This is a genomic window from Salinifilum aidingensis (genome assembly GCF_054782015.1).
Map to the genome: position 1 here is coordinate 104,637 of NZ_BAAGTH010000003.1, position 23,519 is coordinate 128,155.

Below are 23,519 nucleotides of genomic sequence, written 5' to 3' on the forward strand. Positions count from 1 at the left end.
GAACGGGGCGGCACCGGCACCCGGGACCGAGCAGCACCCGTCCGGCGCACCCACCGCGTCCACGCGTCCACCGGGCGCGTCCGACCCCGAGAGCACCCGCCCGAACGCGCAGGCGGCCCGGGGGTGGCACGCCGCTCCGACCGAGCCGATCCCGACCGTGCCCCCGGAACCGGGCATCGACCAGGCCACCGAGCACGTCTCGGACCGGACGCAGGTCATCCACCCCGTCCCCGGCGGCGCGGAGGAGTCCGGCCGCGGCGGAAGGTCGCTGCTGCGCGCCACGGGCTCGATGGCCGTGGCCACGCTGTTCAGCCGCCTCACGGGATTCCTGTGGAAGGTGATGCTGGCCTGGGCGATCGGCTACGGCGTGGTCAACGACTCGTTCATGGTCGCCAACAACCTGCCGAACAGCATCTTCGAGCTGCTCCTCGGCGGGGTGCTGACCAGCGTGATCGTGCCCGTGCTGGTGCGCGCGCAGAAGTCCGATCCCGACGGGGGCGAGGGGTACATCCAGCGCCTGCTGACGCTGTCGGTGGTGGTGCTCGGCGTCGGCACCGCGCTGTCCCTGGTCGGCGCCTCGTGGCTGGTCGCCCGCTACGCGGCCGACGAGGGCTCGGGAAATCCGGAGCTGGCGACGGCGTTCGCCTACCTGCTGCTGCCGCAGATCTTCTTCTACGGGATCAGCGCGCTCATCGGCGCGATCCTGCAGTCGAAGGAGAAGTTCGCCGTGCCCGCCTGGGCGCCGGTGATGAACAACCTCGTCGTCATCGCCACGCTCGGCGCGTACTGGCTCATCCCCGGCCGGTTGACCTTCGACCCGGTGGAGATGGGTGACGCGCACCTGCTCACCCTGGGCATCGGCGTCACGTTCGGCGTGCTGACGCAGGCCGCGATCCAGCTGCCCGCGCTGCGCAGGGCGGGGATCCGGCTGCGGTGGCGCTGGGGCTGGGACTCGCGCCTGACCGAGTTCGGCGGCCTGGCCGCGTGGATGGTCGGCTACGTCGCGGTCAGCCAGCTGGGGCTGATGGCGATGAGCAAGGCCGGCACCGAGGCCGGGGCCTGGTCGATGTACCAGTACGTCTGGATGCTGCTGCAGCTGCCCTACGGCGTGCTGGGCTTCTCCGTGATGACCGCGATCCTGCCGCGGATGAGCGCCGCAGCGGCCGACGGCGACCACCAGCGCGTCATCGACGACCTCTCGCTCGGCAACCGGCTGTCCACGGTGAGCCTGCTGCCCGTCAGCGCGGTCATGGCCGCTGTGGGGCCGCCGCTGGGGCTGGCGCTGTTCTCCCTCGGCCGCAGCGCCGGGGACGCGGGCACCGTCGGCACGGCGCTGGCGGTGAGCGCGTTCGGCGTGCTGCCCTACGCGCTGACGATGCTGCAGATGCGCGTGTTCTACACCCTCAAGGACGCGCGCACGCCCACGCTGATCATGGTGCTGATGACGGCGTTCAAGATCCCCGCGTCGATGTGGGCGGGAACGCTGGGCAGCACCGAGGACGTGCTGTACGCGCTGTCGATCATCAACTCGGCGAGCTTCCTCGTCGGCTGGATCATCGGCGAGCTCTGGCTGCGGCACCGGCTCGGCCCCCTCGGCACGGGGCGGTTCGCCGTCACGCTGGGCAAGACGCTGCTGGCCTCCGCGGTCGGGGGTGCGGTGGCGTGGCTGGTGACGCTGGCGATCGGTGCGGCCGTCCCCGGCGAGGCCGGCGGCGGCACGGGCTGGCTGCAGCTGGTGTTCGGCGGCCTCGCCGGGCTCGCCGTCGCGTTCGGCGGCATGGCGCTGCTGCGCGTGCGCGAGATGAACCCCGCGATCGGGCGGCTCGCCGGTCTGCTGCGTCGTCGCTGACACACGCGTCACGTACCCTCGTCGTGGAAGTCTCCTTCCGTGGGGGAGTAGTCAGGGGCGCCTCCAGCCCCCGAGAGCGGACCGGAAGGAGCGGGAGAGGGAAGGTGACCAGCGAACAGACCGAGCAGATGACGCCGGAGGACGACGGGGACGCCGGCGGGAGCGGGGTGAACCTCACTCCCGGGACGGTGCTCGACCACGGCCGGTACCGGCTGCTCGCCCAGGTCGGCGCGGACACGCGCTGCAACGCCCAGCTGTGGCGGGCGAAGGACGGCGTCCTCGGCCGGGACGTGGCGCTGACGGTCCTCGTCGGCGACCGCTCCGACACGGACGCGGCGGCCGGCGCGCGCCGGACCCTGGAACGCGCCATGCACGCGAGCACCTTCAACCACCTCGGCGTGGCCCGCGTGCTCGACGTGGTCGCACCGTCCCCCGGCGATCCCGACGGCGTGCTCGGCATCGTCATCGCCGAGTGGACCCACGGGACCGACCTCGTGGAACTCGTCGAGAACGGCCCGCTGGCTCCGGGCACGGCGGCGCGGCTGCTGCAACCGCTGGCCGCGGCCGTGGAGGCCGGCCACCACGCGGGGCTCGTCCTCGGCGTGGACCACCCGCAGCGCATCCGGGTCACCCCGGAGGGCGAGGTGCGGATGGCCTTCCCCGGCCCGCTGGCGCACGCGACGTCGAACGAGGACGTCGCCGGGCTCGGCGCGGTGCTGTACCTGATGCTGACGGCGCGCTGGCCCCTGGCCGGTGCCCCCGGTGGCCTCAGCTCCGCCCCGCTCGGCCAGGACGGCGGCGTCGTGCCGCCGCGCACGCTGCGCCCGACCGTCCCCATGGAACTGTCCACAGTGGCTTCCCGGGCGCTCGGCCCGGCGGACAACTCCGGCACCACCGGCGGAGTGCGCACCGGCGCGGCCGTGCTGCGCGTGCTGGAGCAGCACGCCACCGACGAGCACTCCGCGGCCGTCGCCAACGCCGGCGCGTCGAGCACCGCGGTGTGGAGCACCGACGACCCCAAACCCGACCGGGCGAAGCGCAAGAAGCTCGTGCTCAGCGTGAGCGTGCTCGGCGTCGCCACGCTGCTGGTGGTCGGCTGGATCGCGGCCAGCCTCATCGGCGTGTTCACCGACCCGGTCAACCCCGGCGACAGCCAGGTCATCGACGAGTCCGGCAACGCGAACGACGGCACCTCCACGCAACCCCCGCCACCGGCGGAACCGCTCGCGGTCAGCCAGGGCACCGCGTACAACGACAACGGCGAACCCGATGCGCCGCACCGGATCCCGAACCTCTACGACGGCGACCCGAGCACCGCGTGGAAGACCTTCGACTACTTCCAGCAGCTCGGCCCGGGCGGGATCAGCAACGGCACCGGTGCGGTGCTCACCCTCGACCGGCCCGCCGTGCTGGGCGAGGTCACCATCAACTCCCCCAGCGGGGGCGCGCAGGTCGAGATCCGCACGGTCGACGGCGAACCCGCCCTGGACGGCGGTCGGGTGCTCGGCTCGGCGACGCTGCAGGACGGGCGGACGACGATCCCGATCGAGGCGGCCCAGCCCACCGACCGCGTGCTCGTGGTGCTGACCAAGCTCGCCGAGTCCGGCGGGAACTACAGCGCGGAGATCGGCGAGATCGAGGTGACCGGTTCCGCGGGCTGAACCGCCCAGGTGAGCAGGCACGATCGAGGTTGCGGAACACGGGGGATCATTCTCCGTCGCGTGAACAGTACAGTGCGAGATCGTGTCTGTGCCTGTCAGTTCGGATGCCGATCTTCTCGCGGCGCACCTCGGCGGAGATCCGCACGCGTTCTCCGAGCTGTTCCGCCGGCATCGCGACCGGCTGTGGGCCGTGGCGCTGCGCACGATGCGCGACCCCGAGGAAGCCGCCGACGCGCTGCAGGACGCGATGCTGTCGGCCTTCCGCAACGCCGCATCGTTCCGCTCCGAATCCCAGGTCACCACGTGGCTGCACCGCATCGTGGTGAACGCCTGCGTCGACCGCATGCGGCGCCGCCGCGCACGCCCCAGCGTCCCCCTCGCCGAAACCGGACCGGGCGAGCCCGCCGTGCAACGAGATGATTTCGCCGTCCAGGACACGCGGATGGAGGTGCGCGACGCGCTGGCCAGCTTGCCGGAGGATCAACGGGCCCCCATCGTCCTGGTGGACGTCGAGGGCTGCTCGGTGGCCGAAGCGGCCGCGATGCTGGGCGTCGCCTCCGGCACGGTGAAGAGCCGCTGCGCGCGGGGACGGCTGCGCATGGCGAAACTTCTCGGGCATCTGCGGAACCCGAGCGCGCACCCGGACGTCCCAGGTCCCGCGGGTGCTCCGGCACGAGCGGAGTCGAAGCAGCAAGGGGAGGGGCGATGAGCGGTCACGACCGGCGCGGATCCGCGCCGCAGGACCCGTCGTGGTCCCCGGAGTCGCTGGCCGACCTGCACGCCGGGGCGCTCGACGAGGACGCGGCGCAGCAGCTGCGGCAGCAGGTCTCCGCGGACCCGGCGGCCCGGGAGGTGCTCGCCGCGCTGCGGACCACCACAGAGCAGCTCGGCGAGCTCGGCGCCGAACCCGTCCCGGAGGCGGTCGCCTCGCGCATCGACGGGGCGCTGCGCGAGGCCGCGCACGAGCGGCACGCCCCGCAGCCGACGGCCCGGCCGGCGGGGCAGCAGCCCGGACCGCGCCTACCGCACGGCCCCGCAGCCCCCGCCGCGGAGCGGCCCACCGCGGACGGCGCCCCGGCGGGCGGGACGGCTGCGCGGCCGGCCCCCGCGGTCGACCTCTCCGCGCGCAGACGTCGCCGCGTCCGCTCCGCCTGGGCGGTGGCGGCGGTCGCCGCCGCGGCCTCGGTGGCCGCGGTCCTCGTCCTCGTGCTCTCGCCCTGGCCGAGGACGCAGCAGCAGGCCCAACAACCCCCATCGACCCAGCAGCCCCCTCCGGGGCAGCAACCGCAGACCGGTCTGCCCCCCGCACCCGGTGATTCCGCCCCCCTCGCGCTCACCGGTCCCGAGGTCGACCTCACCGGCGAGCAGTTCACCCGGGTGATGCGCGCGCAGAACTACGACGGGCTGCGCGAGGAGCGGCAGTGGCCGGGCTGCCTGCGGGCCAACGGCACCGGCGGCGAGCAACCGCTCGGCGCGCACGCCATCACCCTCGACGGGAAGCCGGCCCAGCTGTTCGTGCTCTCCACCGGGGAGATCGGCCGGTTCCACCTGCTCGCCGTCGGCCCGGACTGCGGGCCGGACGACCCCGCCACGATCTCCGAGGCCACCTACGGCGGATGACGGCCGCGCATCGCACTCGTGTGTGAACCGCCGCCGCCAGTACGGTGGTCGAAGCAGGCGGGGAGCGGGCGCGGTGCAGCGGCGCGCATCCGCTCCGGTGCCCCGGATCCGGCGGAAACAGCTGCGCAACGGCACCGGAACCGGCGCGGTGTGCGGTGCCGCACCCCTCGGTGGTGCGCGGGAACACGCCACGCCCCGCCCGTGTTGTGCCGAGTAGGCTCGCGCGCGGGAAGCGGGCGAGCACGCGACGACGGAAGGGGCGCGGTGACTGGCGACGTGCGCAACGTGATCATCGTCGGCTCGGGACCGGCCGGCTACACCGCAGCGGTGTACGCCGCGCGGGCCGAGCTCGAACCGTTGGTCTTCGAGGGAACCCAGTTCGGCGGCGAACTGATGAACACCACCGAGGTGGAGAACTACCCGGGCTTCACCGACGGCGTCATGGGCCCGGACCTGATGCAGCAGATGCGGTCCCAGTCCGAGCGGTTCGGCGCGGAGCTGCGCGCCGAGGACGTCGAGGAGCTGGACCTCGGTGCGGACGTCAAGACCGTGCGGGCCAACGGCCGGACGTACCAGGCGCGCGCGGTGGTCCTGTCCATGGGCGCGGCCCCGCGCTACCTGGGCATCCCCGGTGAGGAACGGCTGCTCGGCCGCGGCGTGTCCTCCTGCGCCACCTGCGACGGGTTCTTCTTCCGGGACCAGGACATCGCCGTCGTCGGCGGCGGCGACTCCGCGATGGAGGAGGCCACCTTCCTGACCCGCTTCGCCCGGTCGGTGACGATCATCCACCGGCGGGAGGAGTTCCGCGCCTCCAAGATCATGCTGGAGCGCGCCCGCAGCAACGAGAAGATCAAGTGGCTGACCAGCACCGCGCCGACCGAGGTGCTGGGGGAGGGCACGGTCAGCGGACTGCGGCTGCGCGACACCGCCACCGGCCAGGAGTCGGAGCTGGACGTGACCGGCATGTTCCTGGCCATCGGGCACGACCCGCGCAGCGGACTGGTCCGGGGCCAGCTGGCCACCGACGAGGAGGGCTACCTGCAGGTGGACACGCCCTCCACGCGCACCGAGATCCCCGGTGTGTTCGCCGCGGGCGACCTGGTCGACCGCACCTACCGGCAAGCCGTGACGGCCGCCGGGACCGGCTGCTCCGCGGCCATCGACGCCGAGCGGTGGCTCGCCGAGCAGGAGTCCGTGTCGCAGGCCGAGAAGGCCGCCGAGCTCGTCGGCGGCGGCTACGGCCCGGACGTGAACTGACCGCCCCCCGTCCCCACTGATCGAGCAAGGGAGTAGACATGGCCGGCAACACCGTGACCGTGGACGCCGACAGCTTCAAGTCCGTCGTTCTGAACAGCGACAAGCCGGTGCTCGTGGACTTCTGGGCCACCTGGTGCGGACCGTGCAAGATGGTCGCCCCGGTGCTCGAGGAGATCGCCGACGAGTACCCGGAGCAGATCACCATCGCCAAGCTGGACATCGACCAGAACCCGACCCTGCAGCGGGACTACCAGGTGATGTCCGTTCCGACGATGCTGCTGTTCAACCAGGGCGAGCCCGTCAAGCAGATCGTCGGCGCCAAGCCGAAGGCCGCGATGCTCGAGGAGCTCTCCGAGTACCTGTGACCGCGAGCCCCGCGGGACCCCGCGGAGGGGTGTGAGTTCGCACTCCTCCCGCGTGCAACCGAATAACGCGGCCCCGCCGTCCTGTCGATGAACACAGCGACGGCGGGGCCGCGTTTTTGCTCAGCTGAATCGACGCACCTCCGCGGAAGCGGACCCCGCCGCCGCGGTGTCGATCTCGGCCCGCAACGCCGGTGCCGGACGAGCAAGGCACAATGACTGCCCAGATAGGTGGAATCGGCGTTGTGCCACCCGTTGCCCGGACGAGCACCACGCGAACGGGGAGAGGCACGATCATCCATTCGCGCCGATGCACTCATCGGCGCCGGACACGAGCGAGGAGTGCATGCAGCTGCTCCGCCGCGGTGACGTCGGCCCGGGCGTCACCGAGATCAGAAACACGCTGGCCACGCTGGGACTCCTGCCCGCCCAGGACGGGCGCGGTGCCACCGTGTTCGACGAGGCGGTGGAGCACGCGGTGCGGATCTTCCAGCAGCAGCGCGGTCTGATCACCGACGGCGTCGTCGGCCCCGCGACCTACCGGGCGCTGACCGACGCGCGCTGGCAGCTCGGCGACCGCTCGCTGACCTTCCTCGTGAGCAAGCCCATGAGCGGCGACGACGTGTTCACCCTCCAGGAACGGCTGCTCGAACTGGGCTACGACGCGGGGCGTCCCGACGGGATCTTCGGGCGCGAAACCGACCAGGCCCTGCGCAGCTTCCAGCGCGACTACGGCCTGAACGCGGACGGCATCTGCGGCCCGAGCACGCTGCGCGCGCTGAAGCAGCTCGCCCCGAAGGTGCGCGGCGGCCGGCCCGTGTACCTGCGCGAGCAGGAGAAGGTGCGCCGCTCCGGCCCGCGGCTGAGCGGCAAGCGCATCGTCATCGACCCCGGGCACGGCGGGCCCGAGCGCGGCGCCCAGTGGGGCTCGGTCAGCGAGGCGGACCTGACCTGGGACCTCGCGCGCCGCCTCGAGGGCCGGATGATCGCCACCGGCATGGAAGCGCTCATCACGCGCGGCCCGCACGGCTGCCCGCCCGACGCCGACCGCGCGCGGTTCGCCAACGAGGCGGGCGCGGACATGTTCCTGTCGCTGCACATCGACGCGAACCGCTCGGCGCTGGCGCAGGGCGTGGCCGGGTTCCACTTCGGCACGGGCAACGGCACCACCTCCACCGTCGGGGAGGCGCTGGCCGGGTTCCTGCAGCGCGAGCTCGTCGCCCGCACCGGCATGACCGACTGCAAGACCCACCCGAAGACGTGGGACGTGCTGCGCCTGACCCGGATGCCCGCGGTGCGCATGGAGATCGGCTACCTGAGCAACGCCCAGGACCGGTACCGGCTGCTCGACCCCGGCTTCCGCGACGTGGTCGCCGAGGGGCTGCTCGTGGCGATCAAGCGGCTGTACCTGCTGGGGCAGAACGACCAGCCGACCGGCACGTTCACCTTCGACGACCTGCTGCGCTACGAGTACGCCCGCGCCGAGGGCGCCTGACCCGGAGTTCCGGCCGCGGGCCCGTGCGGGCGGCTCAGCGGCACGTGGACGGCTCCGCGTGCGGCCGGGCGGTGGAGACCGTCATCGTGGCGGTGAGGTTCTGCAGCGCCGCGTCCACGTCCGCCTTCCACGTCGGCTCCTCCGGCAGCTCCATCCGCATCCGCGGCCACTGCTCGTGTGCCCGCACCGTGTGGAACCCGACCCGCTGCAGGAAGTCCGCGGGGATCACGCACGAGCGCTCGCCCGCGGCGTCCGCGAAGGCCTCCACCGCGCGCACCCCCCGGCGGCTCAGCTCGCGCGCGACGTTGCGCACCAGCAGCGTCCCGAGGCCGAGGCGCCGCCGCTCCGGCACCACGTGCAGCGCGGTCAGCAGCACCGCGTCCGCGCTGACCGGCGCCGTGGGGAAGGTCCCCGCCGCCGGCACCCGCGCCGGGGGCGCGTAGAAGGCGTAGCCGGCAGGGGTGTCGCCGAGGAGCAGCTGGTGGCCGCAGACGCCCCAGTCCAGCAGCACACCGGAGACCCACGCCTCCTTCTCCAGTTCGGTCGCGCCGAACTCCTCGGCCTGCTGACCGGTGCTGCCGAGCTCCCAGAACACGCAACGACGGCACCGCGGCGGCAGCTGGTCGAGGTTGTCCAGCGTGACCTCGACAACACGTCGGGACACCGAACCTCCCAGGGATGGCGATGCGGGCGATCGCCGGCACGAACCGCGCAGGGCACAGCATACGATGTGGCTTTCACCACGGGAAAGTCGCGCGCAGTGCCCACCGGCCCCGATGGAGTGAGACGGTGCGGGCGCACGCACGGCCGCGCGGGCGGGCGCCGGCGGACGGGCGCACCATGGCTCCGTGTCGCACCGGGACACCGCGCTCGACCTGCGGGGGAGCGGTCGCGCAGCCGGGGCGCCGGGTGCGCGAGGCCCGGGCGCACCAGGAGCCGTGCCGCGCGCCGGCCCGTGTCGCAGCTCGACCCGTGTCGCAGCTCGACCCGTGTCACACCTGAACCCGTGTCACACCTGAACAAGGTGCAGCGATAGGAAGACTAGAATCACGCCACCACCGCCGCCGGTAGCATACCGAGCACGGCGCACACATCGGATCGGAGCGGGACATGTCTGATCAGGAAAGTCAGCCGGAGGGCACACCGGACAAAGACTCCCCGGCCCGCAACCTCGACGCGCACCGCGCGCTGTACGCGCAGCGAGCGACCGGGATGACCGCCTCCGAGGTGCGCGCGCTGTTCGCCGTGGCCAACCGCCCCGAGGTGGTGTCGCTGGCCGGGGGGATGCCGAACCTCGCGGACCTCCCGCTGGACTCCCTTTCCGCCGAGATCGGCGATCTCGTGGCCCGCGAGGGCCAGAGCGCCCTGCAGTACGGCTCCGCGCACGGTGTTCCCGAGCTGCGCGAGCAGATCTGCGAGGTCATGTCCCTGGAGGGCATCGAGGCGCACGCGGACGACGTGATGGTGACCGTCGGTTCGCAGATGGCGCTGGACATGGTCACGCGGATCTTCTGCGACCCGGGCGACGTGGTCCTGGCCGAAGGCCCCTCGTACGTCGGCGCGCTGAGCTCCTTCTCCGCCTACCAGGCCGAGGTCGCCCACGTGCCCATGGACGACGAGGGCCTGCGGCCCGACCTGCTCGAGCAGACGATCGACGAGCTGCGCTCCGCGGGCAAGCGGATCAAGCTGCTCTACACCATCCCGAACTTCCACAACCCGGGCGGCGTGACGCTGGCCGATCACCGGCGGGCCGAGGTCCTCGAGATCTGCTCGCGCAACGGCATCCTCGTGCTCGAGGACAACCCCTACGGCCTGCTCGGTTTCGACGGGCAGACGCACCCGGCGCTGCGCAGCCTGGACCCGGACAACGTGGTCTACCTCGGCTCGTTCTCGAAGGTCCTCGCCTCGGGCCTGCGGGTCGGCTGGGTGCTCGCGCCGCCGGCGGTGCGCGAGAAGCTCGTGCTCGCGGCGGAGTCGGCCACGCTGTGCCCGCCGACGCTGAACCAGATGATCGTGTCGCGGTACCTGAGCACGCACGACTGGAAGGGGCAGATCAAGGCCTTCCAGGAGCAGTACCGCCAGCGGCGCGATGCCATGCTCTCCGCGCTGGAGCAGCACATGCCCCGGGGCACGACGTGGACCGTGCCGGAAGGCGGCTTCTTCGTCTGGTGCACCGCCCCGGAGGGCGTGAACACCAAGGAGATGCTGCCCCGCGCGATCAACGAGCGCGTGGCCTACACCTCCGGAACGGGTTTCTACACCGACGGGAGCGGCGGCCAGCAGATGCGGCTGGCGTTCTGCTACCCGACTCCCGAGCGGATCCGCGAAGGAGTGCGGCGGTTGGCGCACACGATCTCCGAGGAGCTCGATCTGGTGCGCACGTTCGGAACCTCGGCGCAGGGTGGTCCGCGGCGCGGCCCCCAGGCGCCCTCCCCGGACACCGCGTAGTGCGAACGCCCGCCACAGCACGAAATCCACTGTGCACCGTTGTCCGTGCACAGTGGATTTTTATGTCCCTTGCAGACGGGCAACACCGACCGAGACGAGGAGAATCACGTGTCCGAACGCTGGGTGTCCGTACTGGCCGGTGGTCTGTCCCACGAGCGGGACGTCTCACTGCGCTCCGGGCGGCGCCTGTCCGCGGCGCTGCGTTCGGTCGGCATGACCGTGTCCGAGTGGGACGCCGATGACCAGCTGCTCCCCCGCCTGCGGCAGGAGCGCCCCGACGCGGTGATCATCGCGCTGCACGGGGGAGAGGGCGAGAACGGATCCGTGCAGACCGTCCTCGACCTGCTCGGCATCCCGTACGTGGGCACAGCCCCGCAGGCGTGCCGCCGCGCCTGGGACAAGCCCACCGCGAAGGCCGAACTCGCCCGCGCGGGGCTGACGACGCCCGCGTGGGCCGTGCTGCCGCATTCCACCTTCCGCGAGCTGGGCGCGCAGGACGTGCTCGACGCGCTCGTCGCGAAACTCGGCCTACCGCTCATGCTCAAGCCCGACAAGGGCGGTTCCGCCCTGGGGGCCCAGGTGGTGCGCGAAGCCGCCGACCTGCCTGCGGCGATGATGTCGGCACTGTCGTACGGCGATGCCGTGCTCGTGGAGCAGCTCATCACCGGCACCGAAATCGCCGTGACCGTCCTCGACGGACCGGAGGGGCCGCAGGCACTCCCCCCGGTGGGCATCGAACCGGCCTCCGGGGTGTACGACTACACGGCGCGCTACACCGCCGGTCTGACCGAGTACAGCACGCCGGCGCAGCTGCCCGATCCGGCGGCGGAAGCGGCCGGGGAACTCGCCACAGCAGCGCACCGCCTGCTCGGACTCCGGGACATCTCGCGGACCGACATGATCGTGGATGCGACCGGCACGCCGCACTTCCTCGAGGTGAACGTCTCCCCGGGGCTGACCGAAACCTCGCTCACGCCGATGGCGGTGGAGTCCGCCGAGCGCTCGCTCGGGGAGGTCTTCAGCACGAGCATCGAACGGGCCATCGCGCGCTCCGGAAGCGCTCTGCACCAGGCTTGAGAGGACCCAGCCCGTTCCGCTCACCGGTGCGGAACGTCACGCTCGCCCCGGCGAGCGCCGAGGAGCAACGGCCTCATGAGGACGGCCCGGCGGAAGCGCCGGGCCGTTCTTGATGGAGGAGGGGTGATGACTTCTCGGTATCGCGGTTTCACGTGAAACCACGGCACCTTCCACGGGGGACACCCCGCTGCCCACGCAGCACCGCCGGGGCTGTCCTCGCGAGGCGACGCCGGAGAACCCGCGGCGGGGCACTCCGGATGCGTGGCGAGGAAGGGGCTGCGCCGCTCGCCTGGCGGACCGGTGCGGCCGAGCACGGCCGCCGAGCCGGCGCAGTCACCCGGGGGCGTTCTCGCGAGCAAAGATCGTCACCGTGACGAAATAGGGTGGCACCCTCAAGTCGATCAATTTTCATCACGCTGACCTTCGAGGAGGGTCAAGATCCGGCTGAGGTCATCGCTCGAGCCGAACTCGACGACGATGCGGCCCTTCCGCTTGCCCCGCTCCACCTTCACGCGCGTGTCGAGACGGTCCGAGAGGCGGGTGGCGAGAGCATCGAACTCGGCATCGGGCTCCGCCTTCTTCGGCGCCTTCTGCTCCTTCTCCGAGTTCTCGCGCTTGGCGAGGGTGACCGCTTCTTCGGCACCTCGCACGGACAACCCCTCGGCGATGATCCGCGTGGCGAGCTCTTCCTGGGCCTCGGGGTCTTCCAGCGTCAGAAGGGCACGCGCATGCCCGGCGGAGAGCACACCGGCGGCCACCCGGCGCTGGACCGCCACGGGCAACCGCAGCAGGCGGATCGTGTTCGTGATGACCGGGCGGCTCCGCCCGATGCGTTCGGCCAGCTCGTCGTGTGTCACATCGAACTCGTTCAGGAGCTGCTGATAGGCCGAAGCCTCTTCCAACGGATTGAGCTGCACCCGGTGGATGTTCTCCAGCAGCGCGTCCCGCAGCAGAGCGTCGTCCTGCGTAGTGCGCACGATCGCCGGGAGGGTACCGACGCCTGCCTGCTGGCCGGCACGCCAGCGTCGTTCCCCCATGATGAGCTCGTAGCTGCCATCGCCGCGATCCCGCACGACGATCGGCTGGAGCAGCCCGAACTCGCGGATCGAGTGCTCCAGTTCAGCCAACGCGTCCTCGTCGAAGACCTGCCGCGGCTGCCGCGGATTCGGAGTGATCGCCTCGATCGGCACTTCGCGGTAGACCGCACCGGCGGGCTCGGCCGGTGCGGTTTCACGTGAAACATCGGCCTGTTCGGCCGGAGCCGGGGGAGTGGTGGCAACAGCGGCACCACCGGCACTGCTCGAGGCGGCCGTCTCCTCGGTCGTCGACTCCGGGTCTTCTTCCGGTGCACTCGGAATCAACGCGGCGAGGCCCCGCCCCAGACCGCCTCGACGTTCCGTCATGCCGTCTCCTTCGTCACGTCCCGCTCAGCGATCTCCCGCGCGGCATCCAGGTAACTCATCGACCCACGTGAACCGGGGTCGTAGCTCAGCACGGTCTGGCCGAACCCGGGGGCTTCGGAGATCTTCACGCTCCGGGGAATGACGGTCCGCAGCGCGCGGTCACCGAAGTACTCGCGCACTTCCGAGGCCACCTGGTCGGCCAACTTCGTCCGACCGTCGTACATCGTGAGCAGCACCGTCGAGACCCACAACGCCGGGTTGAGATGCGACTGCACGAGCTCGATGTTGTTGAGGAGCTGTCCCAGCCCCTCCAAGGCGTAGTACTCGCACTGGATGGGGATGAGCACCTCGTGCGCCGCGACGAGCGCGTTCACCGTGAGCAAGCCGAGTGAGGGCGGGCAGTCGATGAGGATGTAGTCCGGCGCCATCTCCTCGACGACCCGCGATTCGAGGGCCTGCTTCAGGCGGCTCTCCCGGGCCACCATCGTCACGAGCTCGATCTCCGAGCCGGCGAGGTCGATCGTGGCGGGGACGCAGTGCAGGGTCGTCGCCTGCTGGCTCTGCGCGGCCGCGTCCGCCACGGTGTTCTCCCCGAGCAAGACCTCGTACACCGAGGGAACACCCGCGCGGTGTTCCACCCCGAGCGCGGTGCTGGCGTTCCCCTGCGGGTCCAGGTCGATCACGAGCACGTTCAGTCCGTGGATGGCCAACCCGGCAGCGAGGTTCACCGTGCTCGTCGTCTTCCCGACGCCGCCTTTCTGGTTGGCCACGGTGATGATCCGTCGATGTGCAGGCCGGGGGAGATCCAACGTCTCCGGATGCAGGACCCGCGTCGCACGTTGTGCTTCTTCCATGATGGGGGTCCACCCGATGTCGAAGTCCTCCGCGGGCAGACCCGTGCCGCTCTCCGACGTCCCGGGGAAGCGCATCCCCCCGACCGCACGGCCCTTCGTTTCACGTGAAACACGGCCTGTCTCGTCCGTCTCCCGATTCACCGTCCTCGATCCTTCCTGCTCCGACTCCGACCGCGGCGCTTCTTCGGGGGCGCCTCGGCTGTCCGCTCGATTTCGACGACCGTTGTCGGCTGGTCGAGCACATCAGCGCCGCAGGTGAGTACCCGGCCTGCGGAACCACCGGCTGCCCGGATCTGCGAGGAGTCCCGCTCGAGCTCCTCGCCGGCACTCGCCCCTTTGAGAGCCAGCACCCGGCCACCGGATCGCACCAACGGTAAGCACCACTGCGCCAGCCGCCCCAGCGGTGCCAGGGCCCGCGCCGTGGCAACATCCTGTTCAGCCGTCCGTTCCCGGACGGCTTCCTCCTCGGCACGCCCCCGCACGACCGTGGTCTCGAGAGACAAGTCCGCGACTACCTCGCTCAACCAGTCGACCCGTCGTGCCATCGGCTCCAGCAAGGTGATCTCCAGATCGGGACGCGCGAGCGCCAACGGGATGCCCGGCAGCCCCGCCCCAGAGCCTACGTCGACCACCCGGCTCCGCGGGGGGAGCAACTCCGCGAGAACCGCGGAATTCCACACATGCCGTTCCCAGAGTCGATCAATTTCGCGTGGTCCGATCAAGCCTCGAAGGACACCCTGTTCGGTGAGCATGTCGACGAAACGCTCCGCGAGCTCGGCACGATCGCCGAACACCCGCCGGGTGACCTCCTGCGAGGCTCCTTCCGCTGCCGTCACTGTCCCCATCCCGCTCGTGTGGTTTCACGTGAAACGTCACGTGTCGTTGTACCGGTCGACCGATCCGGCGCGGCCCGCGAGGCCGCCGACACGAAAAGACCCCCTGGCTGAGACGACTTCACATCATCCCAGCCAGGGGGTCCACATCGTTCCGCCTACCCACCCGACACGCCGACCGGGGAGGCGCTCCCATCCAGGAGGGTCAGGAATGCTGCCGCCTTCCGTGCTCCGGGGAAACGCCAGCTCAGCCGGAAGCAGGTATTGTTCCGCATCGGCCAACGACACGGTTGCTGAACGAGCTGTCCACGACAGCACCACTCGGCCCGGGTTTCGCCGTGCCGGTGGCGAAGCGGAGCCCAACTGCCGATCCATTCGACGCGAAGCTCCCAGCTACCCCGAGCGCCCACCCGACATCGCAGCCGGGCCCACCGGAGGTTCTCCTGCGGGACCCCGCGCACGAACAACCCGACCCATCTCCATCAGGTCCGGTAGACGACGACCTTGCGCTGGGGCTCTTCCCCCTCGCTCTCGCTGTGCACCCCGTCGACGGCGGCGACGGCGTCGTGCACGATCTTGCGCTCGAAGGGGGTCATCGGCCTCAGCCGCGTCGCCTTGCCGGATTCGAGGACGGATTCCGCCGTGCTGCGGCCGAGCTCGACGAGTTCCGAGCGGCGCCGGGAGCGCCATCCCGCCACGTCGAGCATGAGCCGGCTGCGCACGCCGGTTTCCTGCTGCACGGCCAGCCGGGTCAGCTCCTGCAGCGACTCGAGCACCTGGCCGCGGTCCCCGACGAGCTGTTCCAGGTCATCACCGCCTTCGATGCTCACGACGGCGCGCCCGGACTCGACGTCGAGGTCGATGTCCCCGTCGTAGTCGAGCACGTCGAGCAGACGTTCGAGGTAGTCCCCCGCGATGTCACCTTCCCGCACGAGCACGTCGTCGGCGTCGGCGTCGGCGTCCTCCTGCTCGGCGGAAGCGCCGGTCTCCGGGTTCTGCTCCGACACGGAGTCCTGCTCCGACACGGAGTCCTGCTCCGATGCGGACTCCTGCTCCACGGACGGGGCCTGGTCCGACTCCTGCACGGTTTCCGACACTGGACCTCTCCTCTCCAGGGGTGAAGGATGCGAGCGGTCACCAGTTGCCTGGTTTGTCCGCGTCGCGGGCACTGTCTTCGGTTGCCCCGGGGATCTCACCGGGTTGGTTCGCCGACGCCGCTTCGGTCGCGGGGTGCTGGTCCTCCTGCGCCGCTGCGGAGGTCTGCGGCGACGCGCTCGCGTCGAGCTCGGCAGCCTCCGCCGTCGCGGTCGCCCGCGCCGCGGTGCCGGCCACGTCCTGTCCGCTCGGTTCCCCCGTCTCCGCGCTGCTCTCGGCCGCGCCCTCCACCACCGCCGGAGCTTCGTCCGGGGCGGCTGCGGCCCGCTCGGCCTCCTCCCGGTCGATCCGGTTGTAGACGAGGTACTGCTGGCCGAGGGTCCAGATGTTGTTCGCCAGCCAGTACACCAGGATCGCCAGCGGCAGCACGAAACCGGCGACGAGGGCCGAGAACGGGAACACCCACAGCATCAGCCGGTTCATCACCGCCGCCTGCGGGTTCTGCGCCTGGTCGGGGTTCTGCCGCGCCACGGAGTGGCGGGCGGTGATGTGCGTGGCGACGGCGGCCACGATCATCAGCGGAACGCCCACGGCCAGCATGGAGGGCCGGTCGGTGGCCACGGCGGCGAGTTCCTGCGGGCTCTGGCTGATCGTGTTCGCCAGTTTCGCCCCGAACAGGTCCGCCTCGACGAACGAACGCACCCCGTCCGGGCCGAAGACGAAGTTCGACTCAGCGCCCGGTCGGAAGCCGCGCAGCACGTGGAACAGGGAGAAGAACACCGGGACCTGCACGAGGATCGGCAGGCAGCCGGCCATGGGGTTGAAGCCCGTCTCGGACTGCAGCTTCTGCATCTCCATGGCGAGCTTCTGCTTGTCCTCGCCGTGCTTGCGCTGCAGCTCCTTGATCCGCGGGGCGACCTCCTGCATCTTCTTCATCGAGCGCACCTGCTGCACGAACGGCTTGAACAGCAGCGCGCGCAGGGTGAACACGAGGAAGACGACCGACAGCGCCCACGCGAGACCGCTGGCCGGGTCCAGTACGAAACCGAAAACCTTGTGCCAGAACCACAGGATGGCCGACACCGGGTAGTAGAGGATGTCCAGCACGGGCTCTTACTCCTCGACCGGGGGCTGGGGGTGACGAACGCTCTCGGAACGGTCGCGTGTTTGCCGGGGCGGTACGAAGTCCAGTCCGCCGGGGTGCCAGGGGCCGCAGCGCAGCAGTCGCCTGATCGTCAGCCACCCGCCGCGCACCGCCCCGTGCACGGTGAGCGCCTCGACGGCGTAGGCGCTGCAGCTGGGGTAGAAGCGGCAGGTCGGCGGCAGCAGGGGCGAGATCACCTTGCGGTAGACGTGCACCGGGACGAGCAGCACCCAGGCGAGCGGGCCGGGGCGGGTTGCCGCCTGCTCGTCCGCCTCGTCCCGTGCGGTGCCTTCCTCGTCCCCTGCTCGCTTCATGTTCCGCAACCTGCCGCCGTTCCGGGGCGTTCCCCGGTGCCGCCGCGCTCCGGCGATGACTGGTCCGCGCCGGTACGCGTGTCCGCGTCCGCGCGCCGGTGGTTCCGGCGCCGACCACCGCGGCCGCGGGTCCGCACTTTGTGCAGGGCCGCGTCGAGGTCCGTGCCCAGCTCCGCGCTGGACGCGTCCGCCGCCGGCTTGAGTGCCCGGACAACCACCAGTGTGCCAGCGGGCAGCGAGGGCAGGCGGTTGCGCATCAGGTGACGCAGGCGACGTGTCACCCGGTGCCGGACGACGGCGTTGCCCACGGCTCTGCTGACGACAAAACCCACCCGGGCCGGCGGACTCGCCACCGATCCCCGGGTGGGTGTGCTGCTCACCTCGGATGCAGGTGTGTTCCCGCACGGCGTGCCGCCGCCCGGTGCCGCACCGGAGCGGTCCTGCTCCTCGTCGCGCGGGAAGAGCGCGTGCACGACGAGGCGTGGCCGTCCGGCCCGCCGTCCCCGCCGCACGACTGAGCGGAATTCATCTCCGGAGGTGAGTCGGGCAGCTGCGGGAAGCACGCTGTTCGATCAGACGGTCAGGCGGGCGCGACCCTTGCGGCGACGCGCGGCCACGATGGCCCGGCCGGCGCGGGTGTGCATGCGCGCCCGGAAACCGTGCTTCCGCGCCCGGCGGCGGTTGTTCGGCTGGTAAGTGTGCTTGCCCTTGCTCACGGTCGGATCTCCCGGTTACTTCTGGGCCGATGGCCACGAGGGGCCACGCTCCATCTGGTCAGGTTCCCCGGTCCGCGGTCCACGCCGCCTTGCCCGGCGGACGGGGCACCGGATCCCGATCGGGCACCGGCGCGACGTCGGCATGCGCTCCGCACACTGGGGCTCGGCCGAGGATACGGAGTCCGCGGCCGCGACCGGCACCCGGGGTCCGCTCCCGGGGGCCTGTCCCGGCGTCCGGCCTGGGGACCTGGTCCGGAAGATCCGGTTCGGGGATCCGGGGCGGGGATCTGGTTCGGGGAGGCGGGTCGCACGAGCGCGAACCGCCATCCAGAATACCGGACTCCGCGCCGAGCGACCGGTGCGAAGCACCGGCATCCGCGGACGTTCCTACTGTCACTCGTCCGGGTAAAGATCAACACCGCGAGCGCCGCGCAGTTCCCGCGGATGAGCAGTACGGCCCCTGCCCGGGCGTCCGCGTGCCCTCCGTCCAGCTCCTCGCGACCCCCGTGCGTTCGCTTGTGAGCCCCAGGTGACGGTTGTTAGCGTGCGCCTCCACGATGTAGCCCGGTGAGCGGGAGACCGGCGCCTCATCCACTCCGCGCGACCGCGGGGCCCCGGGGGATCACCGTCGAGCTTTGCCGTACCTTCATACGTGGTTGTGGACAAGTCTGTGGACAGCCGTGAGCTGTCCTTTTTTCTGCTGTCCGCCCTGTGCGCGGTGCGCAGCCACGGTGGCGACCGCGGACTGCCGGGATCTACGGGCGAGAGCGAGGGGAGGGGAGTACGGCGTTGTCCGAGCACCAAACCGATCTCGGCAGAGTCTGGGAAGAGGTGGTGCAGGAGCTGTCCTCCGGCACGCTCTCCCCGCAGCAGCGGGCGTGGATGCGCGTCACGCGGCCGATCGGCCTGCTCGACGGGACGGCGCTGCTGGCAGCGCCCAGCGACTTCGCCAAGGAAGCCATCGAGCGCGCCCTGCGCGAGACCATCACCGATGCGCTCTCCCGCCGGCTCGGGCGTGACGTCTCCCTCGCGGTGAAGGTGGACACCGCCGTTCCCGCCCCCACCCGGCCGGTGGCCGCCGGCGGGGACGACGAGGACGCCGACGAGTCCGCAGCTGCGGACGCCGCGGCGTCCGCACCCCCCGCGCCATCGCCCGCCCCCGTTCCGCAGGAGCCGGCTGCGCACGAGGAATCCCCCCAGCAGCCCGGCTCGCAGCAGGCCGGTACTGAGCAGGAGGGGCGCAGCGCCCCCGCCGGTCTGCCGCTGCACTTCACCGGAAGCACCGGCACCGCCCCCGAGCGGCCGGCCGGGCGCGAGCCAGCCCGGAACGAGGGCACCGCACCCGAACAAGCACGCTCCCGGTCCTGGGAGCAGTCGGCCGCGCGAGCCGCTCCCGCCGCACCGGCGTGGCCCCAGGAGCAGCAGCTCCCGCTGCCACCGCAGGACCAGCAGCCCCGTCCCCAGCAGGGCCACTCCCAGCAGGGCCACTCCCAGCAGGACCGGCGACCGGGTCCGCAGCACGCCGCCGAGGGGGACCGGGAGACGTTCGGCCACGTCGCGCACACCGGGTCGATCCCGCCGTCCGACACGCGCGGTTCCGACCTGCCCACCACGGAGTTCCGCTGGCCCGGGGGCGCTCCGCCCCCTCCGCTGGAGACCAGCGCCGAGCAGACCCAGCAGTTCGGGGCGATCCAGCCGGTCGCCCACCCCGAGCCGAACGGCGACACCGGCGATGCCGCGCGCGGCGCGAGCGCCCAGGCCAGCAGCGGGCGGCACCGCACGCGGGACGAGGAGCAGGCCGAGGACGACGCGGAGGAGCCCGACGAGGTCGAGAGCTCCGGCGACACCTCCGCCGACGGCACCCCGGGGCAGCCGTACACCGCGCCGAAGCACGGCCCGCCGACCTCGCAGACGCGGCTGAACGGCAAGTACACGTTCGACACGTTCGTCATCGGCTCGTCGAACCGGTTCGCGCACGCCGCAGCGGTCGCCGCCTCGGAGGCCCCGGCCCGCGCCTACAACCCCCTGTTCATCTGGGGCGAGTCCGGGCTGGGCAAGACGCACCTGCTGCACGCGGTGGGGCACTACACGCAGCGGCTGTTCCCCGGCATGCGCGTGCGCTACGTCTCCACCGAGGAGTTCACCAACGACTTCATCAACTCGCTGCGCGACGACCGGCAGGTCGCCTTCCAGCGGCGCTACCGCGACGTGGACGTCCTGCTCGTGGACGACGTGCAGTTCCTGGAGGGCAAGGAGGGGACCCAGGAGGAGTTCTTCCACACCTTCAACACGCTGCACAACTCGAACAAGCAGATCGTCGTCTCCTCCGACCGGCCGCCGAAGGGGCTGCGCACGCTGGAGGAGCGGCTGCGCACCCGCTTCGAGTGGGGGCTGATCACCGACATCCAGCCGCCCGAGCTGGAAACGCGGATCGCGATCCTGCGCAAGAAGGCCGCGCAGGACCGGATGAACGCACCGGCCGACGTGCTCGAGTTCATCGCCTCGCGCATCGAGCGCAACATCCGGGAGCTGGAGGGCGCGCTCATCCGCGTCACCGCGTTCGCCTCGCTCAACCGGCAGCCGGTGGACATGCAACTGGCCGAGATCGTGCTGCGCGACCTCATCCCGGAGGACTCGCAGCCGAACCCGGAGATCACCGCGCCGACGATCATGTCGGTGACCGCGGAGTACTTCGGCGTCACGGTCGACGACCTGTGCGGCCCCGGCAAGACGAAGGCGCTGGCGCAGGCGCGGCAGATCGCGATGTACCTGTGCCGGGAGCTGACGGACTCCTCGCTGCCGAAGATCGGCCAGTCCTTCGGTGGTCGCGACCACACGACGGTGATGCACGCGGACAAGAAGATCCGCAAGGAGATGGCCGAGCGCCGCCGCGTCTACGACCAGGTGCAGGAGCTCACCGCCCGGATCAAGCAGCAGTCCCGCTGAGGCGGGTCGGCGGACTGGCCGCCGGGGGCGGCTGTCCGGGGGCAGCTGGGAGGAACCTCCGACGTCGCCCCGCTCCGGGGCCCCGCCCGGGTAGCCGTGATCCCGTCCGTCCCGCCCCCGGGGTCGGGGCGGACGTGCCGGTGCAGCGGGCGGCGCCCCCGAGGCACCGGGACGTCCCGCGGCACCGCAGTCCGGGGCGAGGCCGTGCCCGCCTTCGGTACCGGACCAGCGCCCCCGCGGCGTGTCCGCGACCCCGCTGCGCGGCGCCGTGCAAGGCTGCCGCTGCGACGCGCACCTGTTTCCCGCTCCGGCCCCACCGACCCCGGTGCTGCCGTCCCGATCCCGATCCCGCTGTCCGGTGCCGCCGTCCTGCCCCGCGTCCCGGCCCGCGGCGAGCGGGTGGGGACCCGCCGCGACCTTTCCGCGAACCCGGTGCGGCGCGGTCCGACCGGCCGCGCGGAAACGTCCACCGCCCCGCGCGCACCGGCGAGCCGGAGCCCCACCGGGCGGAAGCAGCCCCACGAACCGGTGAAACTTTTCCACGAGCCCGGGTGGGCTTCATCGCACCGGGCGCGCAGAAAAACCACCGGTCCCGCCGGTTGTCCACAGCTGCCCCCGAGCTGCTGCTCCACAGGGCTGCGCAGGGAATTCATCCACAGGATCCACAAGCTGTACACAACTACCGCGCAGTTGCCCACAGGTGTCCGGGAGTTGACCACAGGTCGCCCACAGCACGACCCACAGGCCGCCGCGCCCGCCCGGACGTCAACAGCGCTTGGGTACAACTCGGGGGAAATCTGTGGATCCGGGTGTGGACGCCTCGGCCACGTTGGGGACACCCGGATGACACCCGCGAGTTGTCCACGATTCATCCCAAGCTCCGTCCCGAGGGAACCCCCAGGTCCTCCACACCCGGTCACTCGTAGTGCGCTGCGAAAAAGCTACTTGTCCCCACTGCCCACAAGTCCTACTGCGCCTGCTGTCCTTCTTCTTTCTTTGAAAGAAGGGAGAAGAGGGGTAGGGGCGGTGGACAAGTGGACGGACGAGCGCCGGGAGGGCCCCGGCCCCCGGTTCTGCACATCCAGCGGCACGCTCTACCGTGGAAAGCCCGCGAACCGCGGACCGGTCCTCACCCGTTTCGAAGGCTCGCTGCTGCGGCGCCGCGACGCCCGGCACATCCCGGTGTGCGAGCCGCGGACCGCGCAAGCCTCCACCGGCCGGGGTTCGGGCCGCACCACTCCAGCTCATGGCTGAAACCGAAAGGACACCCATGAAGATCCGCGTGGAACGGGACGGCCTGGCCGACGCCGTGGCCTGGGTCGCGCGCAGCCTGCCTTCGCGGCCCCCGGTACCGGTGCTGGGCGGCGTGCTGCTCGATGCCAGCTCCGGCGACGCGCTCACCGTGTCCGGGTTCGACTACGAAGTCTCGGCGCAGGTCAGCACCGAAGCGGCGATCGAAACCGCCGGGCGCACCCTGGTGTCCGGGCGGCTGCTGGCCGACATCACCAAGGCCCTGCCGGCCCGCCCCGTGGAGCTCACCGTGGACGGCCAGCGGGTCACGATCACCTGCGGCAGCTCCCGGTTCAGCCTGCCGACCATGCCGGTCGAGGACTACCCGGAACTCCCCGGCATGCCGGAGCACGCGGGTTCGGTGCCCGGTGACGTGTTCAGCGAGGCGGTGGCCCAGGTCGCGGTCGCCGCGGGCAAGGACGACACGCTGCCGATGCTCACCGGCGTGCGGATGGAGATCAACGCCGACAAGCTGACGATGGTCGCCACCGACCGCTTCCGGCTGGCCATGCGCGAGATCACGTGGGAGCCCGGTTCGTCCACAGCGGACACTTCGGTGCTCGTTCCTGCGAAAACCCTTGCTGACGCGGCGAAAACGCTCGGCGGCCCGGCGAGCACCGTGGAACTGTCGCTGGCCTCCGGCGACGGGCTGCTCGGGCTGTCCGGCAACGCCCGCCGCACCACGACCCGCCTGCTCGACGCGGAGTTCCCCAAGTACCGGCAGCTGCTGCCGGAGGAGAGCCCCATCCAGGCCACCGTGGACGTGTCGCCGCTGCTCGACGCGATCAAGCGCGTCTCCCTCGTCGCCGAGCGCGGCACCCAGGTCCGGCTGGAGTTCTCCGAGGGCGCGCTGCGCCTGACCGCCGGCGGCGACGACGAGGGCAGCGCCGAGGAGGAGCTCCCGGTCGAGTTCACCGGGGATCCGATCACGATCGCGTTCAACCCGAGCTACCTGCAGGACGGTCTGAACGCGCTCAAGAGCGATCGCGCACAGATGCTGTTCACCACAGCCAATCGACCGGCGCTGCTCAAACCCGTGGGGGATGATGGGGAGGTGGCGGACGGCTACCTGTACCTGCTCATGCCCGTGCGGCTGCCCGGCTGACCCGCGCGGCGCGCCCGCCACGAGCGCCCCGGCCGCGACGGCATGGCGAT

The 23,519-nt window shown here is 71.4% G+C and carries 19 protein-coding genes and 1 pseudogene; 11 read left to right on the forward strand and 9 right to left on the reverse strand.

Features of this window, described 5'->3' with window-relative positions; all coding sequences use genetic code 11:
• Positions 1–157: 157 nt before the first annotated feature.
• From murJ to ACYVJE_RS05600, 7 genes are all read left to right on the forward strand, one after another.
• On the forward strand, positions 158–1,849 hold the full coding sequence (gene murJ / locus ACYVJE_RS05570) for a murein biosynthesis integral membrane protein MurJ (protein WP_461143596.1): 1,692 nt from the start codon (positions 158–160) through the stop codon (positions 1,847–1,849).
• Between the two features lie 104 nt (positions 1,850–1,953).
• A complete protein-coding gene (locus tag ACYVJE_RS05575) occupies positions 1,954–3,510 on the forward strand; it encodes a protein kinase family protein (protein ID WP_461143597.1) in 1,557 nt (518 codons plus the stop codon).
• An 82-nt stretch (positions 3,511–3,592) separates the two neighbouring features.
• Positions 3,593–4,219 (forward strand): RNA polymerase sigma factor SigM, encoded by a 627-nt coding sequence (gene sigM, locus ACYVJE_RS05580; protein ID WP_461143598.1) that lies wholly within the window; start codon positions 3,593–3,595, stop codon positions 4,217–4,219.
• Positions 4,216–5,130, forward strand: a complete 915-nt coding sequence (locus ACYVJE_RS05585; protein WP_461143599.1) for an anti-sigma factor — start codon at positions 4,216–4,218, stop codon at positions 5,128–5,130. The genes sigM and ACYVJE_RS05585 overlap by 4 nt, the downstream gene beginning before the upstream one ends.
• A 264-nt stretch (positions 5,131–5,394) precedes the next feature.
• The gene (trxB, locus tag ACYVJE_RS05590; protein WP_459157773.1) at positions 5,395–6,387 is read left to right on the forward strand and encodes a thioredoxin-disulfide reductase; all 993 of its coding nucleotides are present in this window, start codon (positions 5,395–5,397) and stop codon (positions 6,385–6,387) included.
• Between the two features lie 38 nt (positions 6,388–6,425).
• Entirely contained in the window at positions 6,426–6,752 is a 327-nt protein-coding gene (trxA, locus tag ACYVJE_RS05595) for a thioredoxin (RefSeq protein WP_459157774.1), read from the forward strand.
• A 343-nt stretch (positions 6,753–7,095) separates the two neighbouring features.
• Positions 7,096–8,244 (forward strand): N-acetylmuramoyl-L-alanine amidase, encoded by a 1,149-nt coding sequence (locus ACYVJE_RS05600; protein WP_461143784.1) that lies wholly within the window; start codon positions 7,096–7,098, stop codon positions 8,242–8,244.
• A gap of 34 nt (positions 8,245–8,278) precedes the next feature.
• On the opposite strand, the gene ACYVJE_RS05605 is transcribed toward ACYVJE_RS05600, so the two are convergent.
• Entirely contained in the window at positions 8,279–8,908 is a 630-nt protein-coding gene (locus ACYVJE_RS05605) for a GNAT family N-acetyltransferase (protein ID WP_461143600.1), read from the reverse strand.
• 446 nt (positions 8,909–9,354) lie between these two features.
• On the opposite strand from ACYVJE_RS05605, the gene ACYVJE_RS05610 reads away from it, so the two are divergent.
• Together ACYVJE_RS05610 and ACYVJE_RS05615 are read left to right on the forward strand one after the other, a co-directional pair.
• A complete protein-coding gene (locus ACYVJE_RS05610) occupies positions 9,355–10,692 on the forward strand; it encodes an aminotransferase-like domain-containing protein (protein ID WP_461143601.1) in 1,338 nt (445 codons plus the stop codon).
• A gap of 108 nt (positions 10,693–10,800) precedes the next feature.
• Positions 10,801–11,769: a D-alanine--D-alanine ligase family protein gene (locus tag ACYVJE_RS05615; protein ID WP_459157777.1), complete on the forward strand. Its 969-nt coding sequence runs from the start codon at positions 10,801–10,803 to the stop codon at positions 11,767–11,769.
• Between the two features lie 401 nt (positions 11,770–12,170).
• On the opposite strand, the gene ACYVJE_RS05620 is transcribed toward ACYVJE_RS05615, so the two are convergent.
• The 8 genes and pseudogenes from ACYVJE_RS05620 to rpmH all read right to left on the reverse strand — a co-directional run bounded on the left by ACYVJE_RS05620 (position 12,171) and on the right by rpmH (position 18,128).
• Positions 12,171–13,172 (reverse strand): ParB/RepB/Spo0J family partition protein, encoded by a 1,002-nt coding sequence (locus ACYVJE_RS05620; RefSeq protein ID WP_461143602.1) that lies wholly within the window; start codon positions 13,170–13,172, stop codon positions 12,171–12,173.
• Positions 13,169–14,101, reverse strand: coding sequence for a ParA family protein (locus ACYVJE_RS05625; protein ID WP_461143603.1), 933 nt, complete (start codon positions 14,099–14,101; stop codon positions 13,169–13,171). The genes ACYVJE_RS05620 and ACYVJE_RS05625 overlap by 4 nt, the downstream gene beginning before the upstream one ends.
• Positions 14,102–14,163: 62 nt before the next feature.
• Complete coding sequence (gene rsmG, locus ACYVJE_RS05630; RefSeq protein ID WP_461143604.1) at positions 14,164–14,871, reverse strand: 16S rRNA (guanine(527)-N(7))-methyltransferase RsmG; 708 nt, start codon at positions 14,869–14,871, stop codon at positions 14,164–14,166.
• 470 nt (positions 14,872–15,341) lie between these two features.
• Complete coding sequence (locus ACYVJE_RS05635) at positions 15,342–15,956, reverse strand: Jag family protein (RefSeq protein WP_461143605.1); 615 nt, start codon at positions 15,954–15,956, stop codon at positions 15,342–15,344.
• 37 nt (positions 15,957–15,993) lie between these two features.
• Positions 15,994–17,061, reverse strand: coding sequence for a membrane protein insertase YidC (gene yidC, locus ACYVJE_RS05640; RefSeq protein ID WP_461143606.1), 1,068 nt, complete (start codon positions 17,059–17,061; stop codon positions 15,994–15,996).
• Between the two features lie 6 nt (positions 17,062–17,067).
• Positions 17,068–17,412, reverse strand: a complete 345-nt coding sequence (gene yidD, locus ACYVJE_RS05645; protein ID WP_461143607.1) for a membrane protein insertion efficiency factor YidD — start codon at positions 17,410–17,412, stop codon at positions 17,068–17,070.
• A gap of 134 nt (positions 17,413–17,546) precedes the next feature.
• Positions 17,547–17,975, reverse strand: a pseudogene (gene rnpA, locus ACYVJE_RS05650) (ribonuclease P protein component); the annotation flags it as partial.
• 9 nt (positions 17,976–17,984) lie between these two features.
• The gene (gene rpmH, locus ACYVJE_RS05655) at positions 17,985–18,128 is read right to left on the reverse strand and encodes a 50S ribosomal protein L34 (RefSeq protein WP_459157784.1); all 144 of its coding nucleotides are present in this window, start codon (positions 18,126–18,128) and stop codon (positions 17,985–17,987) included.
• 789 nt (positions 18,129–18,917) lie between these two features.
• On the opposite strand from rpmH, the gene dnaA reads away from it, so the two are divergent.
• Both dnaA and dnaN read left to right on the forward strand, forming a co-directional pair.
• Positions 18,918–21,074, forward strand: coding sequence for a chromosomal replication initiator protein DnaA (gene dnaA / locus ACYVJE_RS05660; RefSeq protein ID WP_461143608.1), 2,157 nt, complete (start codon positions 18,918–18,920; stop codon positions 21,072–21,074).
• A gap of 1,270 nt (positions 21,075–22,344) precedes the next feature.
• On the forward strand, positions 22,345–23,469 hold the full coding sequence (gene dnaN / locus ACYVJE_RS05665; RefSeq protein WP_461143609.1) for a DNA polymerase III subunit beta: 1,125 nt from the start codon (positions 22,345–22,347) through the stop codon (positions 23,467–23,469).
• The last annotated feature ends 50 nt before the right edge of the window (positions 23,470–23,519 follow it).